This window comes from Rhodococcus sp. MPR-R1B, from assembly GCF_058793255.1.
The window spans coordinates 4,966-10,168 of record NZ_JBXAFO010000057.1 but is presented as its reverse complement, the minus strand read 5'-3'; the positions used below and the strand labels follow the sequence as shown (position 1 = coordinate 10,168).

Sequence of the window (5,203 nt, the reverse complement as noted above, 5' to 3'; positions counted from 1 at the left end):
ATTATCTGCACGCAGTTTTGACATATCTCAAAACCTTGCTGGTAGGCCCCCATTGTTCGATGTCGACGGTGTGAGTTATGTGAGTGACGATGGTCAGTTCGTGTGACGGTCGACCGGTTCGACCGCACGGATAGGGACGATGGCATGTTCAATCACGCACGTGGCCGGTTGATTGGGTTCGGTGGATGTGTAGCACACCTGGTCTGATGTCGGGATTTCCCGACAATCATCCTCATCAGTTTTGTTGATAAGAGTGCAGATCCTCTGCACTGCATATGATTTAGGAGTTTCACGTTGCATAGTCGCTTGGTGCGTTCCCGTTCCCTCCTGGTTGCCGTCACTGCCTTGGTCGGGTTGTCGATTTCCGGTTGCAGTACGACGTTGGCGGATGTGATCCCAGCAGGATCGTTGTCTGTGGATAGCCCTGGTCAGCACGATGTTGATGTGGCTTCTTCCGTTGCGCTGTTGGAGACGCTTCCGGTGAAGGGGCGTGCTCCGAAAACTGGTTACAGCAGAGATCAGTTCGGTCAGGCATGGTCTGATGATGTCGATGTGGAGTTCGGGCATGACGGGTGCGATACGCGCAATAATCTGTTGGCTTCGCGGCTGACTGACGTGGTCTTCAAAGAAGGAAAGAAGCAATGTGTTGTTCTCTCTGGCACGTTGGCTGATCCTTACACTGGAAAGACGATCAATTTTGTTCGGGGACAGGATACTTCGACTGCAGTTCAGATTGACCATGTGGTCGCGTTGAGCGATTCGTGGCAGAAGGGTGCGCAACAATTGAGTCTTCAGGAGCGCACGAATCTGGCGAACGATCCCCGAAATCTGATCCCGGTGGATGGACCGACGAACGCGAAGAAGTCTGATTCCGATGCCGCATCCTGGCTTCCCCCGAACAAGGCGTACCGATGCACCTACGTCTCGAAGCAGATCACGGTGAAGTCGGTCTACCGCCTGTGGGTGACTCAAGCAGAGAAGGATGCGATGTCTGCCGTATTGTCCGCGTGTTGATTCACAGTTCCGCGTAGATTCCGATGCTTGCTGGGGTGTGTTCTTATGTGCCGATTGCTTCGATTCGTCGTGCTGGAGAAACGCTTTGAACCATCCTTTTGAGTGAGGCGCGGGCGGCGGTGAGCTCGTCCTGGAGTTCTTCGGTTCGTGTTGTCATGGTGTCGGCGCGTCTGCGTTCGGAGTCGAGGTCCGAGCGCAGCTCGGCTGCTATCTGTTCGAGCTCGTGGATACGGGCGAGCAGTGTGTCGTGCGGCAGGTGTTCGAGTTGGTTGCCGAGTAGTAGTTGCACTTTGGTCTCGAGCTTGGTTCGGTCCGTTCGTAGCGCCCGAACTTCCTCACGCGCCATCAACAGTTCGGCGTGAAGACTGTCCGCCGTAGCGGACGTGCGTCCGGCGCTGCTTCTGGTGGCGGTGTGGGAGTGCTCTTCTGTGGCGCGTTCGACGGCGGTTCGAATTGCTGCGGTGTTGTAGATGAACCATGGAGAAACGCCTGCGCGACGCGCTATTTCGCTGATGTTGATGCGTTCGCCAGCGGATGAGAGGTCGGCGATGACTGTCAGCGTTCTGCGTTGTTTGTCAGCGCTGTCACGTCGACGGGAGGCGATGAGCCGTTGGGTTCGTATGTCACGGTCATCGGCAGTCATCGTTGTTCGTCCTCGTTCGTGTGGGTGGTTACGGACTCGAGCGGTATGAAGGCAGCTGCGGTCCTCGCTTTCCTCAGTTCGCGGGAGGCGTTGTCGATGACCGCGCGTTGGTCTGCGGGCAGGTCGGCAAGCATTGCGTCCATCGACGAGATGACGTCCGTGAACGCGTGAATTTGGGCGTCGAAGTTGGTGATCACCCACGACGCGGAGTCGGTGGCGATTGCAGTTTCTTTGTCTGTGCGCAGCTCTGCGAGATGCTGCTCGATTGCGGGCCGGTAGGACGGGTCCGGTCGGTAGAAGGAGCATCCTGCGCACTGGAATCGGATCGGGCAGTGTTGGCCGCCGGCTTTGATGTTCGAGGGTTCGGTGCAGTTTCCGAAGGGCACGGCCACCGACTGTCGCTCGTACTCCGTTACCGACGTGAATCCCGCCGGTCGTCCGTGCCTGTCGATCGCGAACTTCGAAATCTCCTCGGTGGCTTGGCGTTTACGTTTGAGTGTGACGGAGAAGTATCCCATGGTCGTGTCGACGCTGCGGTGATCCATCAATTCGCGTAGGACGTCCACCGGTGTGCCGTTGTCAGCGTGCCGCTGAGCGTAGGAGTGCCGCAATCCGTAAGGAGTGATCATTGATCTGTCGTAGAGAGCTGGGTTTCCGTCATCGTCGAGTCTTTCGTCGACAAGTTCCGGGATTGCATCGATCCAGATGGCGAAGGCCCGGGACCCGAACTGCGCACCGCTCAAGTGCCCGCGGCGAATGTTGTTGCGGGTTCCCGGCGTGGGAAAGAGCCAGTCGCACAGTGTGTCCGGAACAGACAGCGATTGAAGGTGGTCGAGCCATTGGTCGATCACGGTTGCCGTTGCAGTGCTGATCGGCAATCTACGCCCCATTCTGCGACGTTTACGGTTGTCGTAGACGAGTGTGGGCTTGCCGTCGACCCAGTCCAGGCATGAGCGTTTGAGCCCGACGATCTCACTCGGGCGTCGACCGGTGTCCCGGATGATCTGGTAGACCGTCTGATACATCATGGCGTAGTCGTCAGGGTTCCAGCCCGGCGCGGAGTACGTGGAGTGCCTACCCAGCAGCTCGAGGTGTTGATCGAGTTGTGCGATGACATGTTCGGGGATCGTGCGTCCGAAGTCGTCCTCGCTGGTCTCGACCTGGGCAATTGTGTGCGAACGCAGATCGAGTGCGAAGGAGCCGGGGATGTCATCCATTGCGCCCGTGCGGCGTGAGAACTCGAGAAGTCGGCGCCACCACCCGAGCAATGATCGTCGATGGGTGAAGGAATGGGGCTTGCCCTCTCGATCGGCGCTGGTGCGGAAACCCTCGACGACAGCGCTCATGTCACCGTGGTCGAGTAGTTCGGGGTGATCGCCGTTCGTGCGCAGCGAGAGTTGCCGTGAAGCGATTTCGGCGGCATGAACGGTGTGCCGCAGTGTCGTCACGGGTGGGCGTACCTCGCGGCCGAATTGTTTGGTGATCTCTCGAAGCCATCGCTGTCTGATCTCTCGGAAGTCCACAACGCCACCGGCCGCACTGTATCGCCGGTCCGGAGCAGCTTGCAGGCCCACGACGGCAGGTTTCCACACGTCGGCCATGGTGGGATCAGTACCGGAGTACACGACGTGCGCCCGCTGCAGATGTGTGACCAACGACCGGAACACACCACCGGCTGCAGCTCCGAGTGCCTTCTCGAACTGGCGATTTCCGGCGACATCGAGCAGTGAGCGACAATCCGGTGGGAGGTGGGAAACTATGCTGCGGATCCGCATCGGAACCAAGATGATCTGATCACGGTCACGCTGCTGCACTCCGTAAATAATCTCCGCCGCAACAGTGCCGTTCACCTCACTGAGTTCGAAATCGACTTTCGAAAAGGCTTTTTCGTCTCTTCGTGGAACCGAATCGGGGTCGAATGTCCGGTCGAAGAATGAAGGTGAGGTCCCGTTGAGCTTGCGGTGGCGTTCGCACCGCCTGCAACGGCGGTCGAAGATTTCCACGACCGTCATGCATCGGTCGACTCGGCACAGATAGACCGCTGTCATTTCGTTGTCGACGTCTCCGGTGAATACCTGTCGGCGTGAATCCCATTCCGCGACTCGCCATTGCGGGTCGATTCGTTCGATCAACCACGCTTTCCAGGTCTGTTCGTTTCCAGTCGAGAGGGCTCTTGACTCGACGGGTAGAGCGGTGATGCTCATATGCCCACTCTTTCCACTGCCGCCCTCAGGTCCTCCGCGTCGGGGTGTTGATAGATCGCGGTCGATGCTCGGCTCACATGACCGAGCAACGACTGAACCACGTCGATACCGGTGCCGTTGCGCGTCCAGATTGTGGCTGCCGTATGCCGGAACATGTGGGGCCGCAATCGGAAACCGGCACGGTTGCCGATCCTTTCCACAATCTGTTTTGCGTTCGAATACGACATCGGCGAACCGGCGTGATGCCCGAGAAGGTTGACGAACACGAAGTCCGAGGTCATTGCGGTGGGCACGCTGTCTCGTTCGAGAAGGTACTCGCGATACTGAGTGACCACCTCGTCGCTGACCGGTACGACTCGGGATTGTCCTTTAGCGCGGGCACCGTTCGAATTGCCTTCACGCCGAACAACATGAACATGAGGTCCACGTTCCTGGCATCCCAGATGAACCGAGGTCGGAAGGAAATGCAGGTCGCTACGGCGCGAACCCAATGCCTCTCCGATTCGGAGTCCGGAACGAACCAGCAACAGCACCAGAAAACGGTCTCGTTCGGTGTTCGCGGAGTTCAGAGCATGCGAAAACTGTTCTTCAGTAATAATTTCCGGAGGCTTTACGACTTCCGGCGCTTTGAGGGTTCTGGCACGAATCAGCCGATGCTGACCGGATTCACCTTCGTGGAAATCGCGGGGTGCGTAGGCCAGGTACTTGGGCTGGGACAGCCCAGAAACAACATCTGCGGAGACCAATCCACGCATTCCGCAGAACCTGAGGAATTCGACGACAGCGGTCATCACTGCGTTGACCGATCTGCCGGAGCGCAGCCGGTAGTGGACGGTTGGGGTGTGTTCGACGGCGAATTTGAAACGAGTGAGTTCACCTACACGAATCTCGTGCCAATCCAGTCCGCGACCGGCAGTCCAGTTCAAGAACCAACAGACCCGAGGAACGTATGCGCGGATTGTTTGAGGTGACCTTCCGGCGCCTTGCATGAACAGCACCCACTCGGAAGCCTCCGCGACCGGGCGCATGGATTCTTCGTCCACGATCACCCAACCCGACTGCCCCGTCGTCGGTGAAATGACCTTCTCTACAGCACACGACATCGCCACTCCTATGGCTGTCCCACCTGTGATATAGACGCTATTAGATAACCATGAGGGACAGGGCGACCGACACGCCGTGCCTACCGTGCCTTCATCCTGATGCGGCGCTAGAGATAACTCGCAACGACATCCTGCGGCGTGACCTCACCGACCTGACATTCAAGGACGGCTCCAAAAGCTGCTCGGTCCAAACCGGTACGCTCCGTGACCCGTACACGAACAAGACCATCGCGTTCACT

Annotated in this window: 4 protein-coding genes and 1 pseudogene; 2 read left to right on the top strand and 3 right to left on the bottom strand. The window is 58.2% G+C overall.

Features of this window, described 5'->3' with window-relative positions; genetic code table 11:
• Window positions 1-444: 444 nt before the first annotated feature.
• Window positions 445-1,014, top strand: coding sequence for an HNH endonuclease family protein (locus AC1Q61_RS32335; protein ID WP_223304702.1), 570 nt, complete (start codon window positions 445-447; stop codon window positions 1,012-1,014).
• A gap of 43 nt (window positions 1,015-1,057) precedes the next feature.
• Here the strand turns inward: AC1Q61_RS32335 and AC1Q61_RS32330 are convergent, their stop codons facing one another.
• The 3 genes from AC1Q61_RS32330 to AC1Q61_RS32320 are packed head-to-tail and all read right to left on the bottom strand — an operon-like array spanning window position 1,058 to window position 4,964.
• The gene (locus tag AC1Q61_RS32330) at window positions 1,058-1,657 is read right to left on the bottom strand and encodes a DUF6262 family protein (RefSeq protein WP_047269065.1); all 600 of its coding nucleotides are present in this window, start codon (window positions 1,655-1,657) and stop codon (window positions 1,058-1,060) included.
• On the bottom strand, window positions 1,654-3,861 hold the full coding sequence (locus tag AC1Q61_RS32325) for a tyrosine-type recombinase/integrase (protein WP_058037609.1): 2,208 nt from the start codon (window positions 3,859-3,861) through the stop codon (window positions 1,654-1,656). The genes AC1Q61_RS32330 and AC1Q61_RS32325 overlap by 4 nt, the downstream gene beginning before the upstream one ends.
• Entirely contained in the window at window positions 3,858-4,964 is a 1,107-nt protein-coding gene (locus tag AC1Q61_RS32320; protein ID WP_047269064.1) for a tyrosine-type recombinase/integrase, read from the bottom strand. Before AC1Q61_RS32320 ends, AC1Q61_RS32325 begins: the two co-directional genes overlap by 4 nt.
• A 50-nt stretch (window positions 4,965-5,014) precedes the next feature.
• Here AC1Q61_RS32320 and AC1Q61_RS32315 point away from each other — a divergent pair.
• Window positions 5,015-5,203, top strand: a pseudogene (locus AC1Q61_RS32315) (hypothetical protein); the annotation flags it as partial.

Coding starts and splice junctions, on each gene's coding strand:
- AC1Q61_RS32320 (WP_047269064.1), bottom strand. CDS start 4,964: ATGTCGTGTGCTGTAGAGAAGGTCATTTCACCGACGACGGGGCAGTCG.
- AC1Q61_RS32330 (WP_047269065.1), bottom strand. CDS start 1,657: ATGACTGCCGATGACCGTGACATACGAACCCAACGGCTCATCGCCTCC.
- AC1Q61_RS32325 (WP_058037609.1), bottom strand. CDS start 3,861: ATGAGCATCACCGCTCTACCCGTCGAGTCAAGAGCCCTCTCGACTGGA.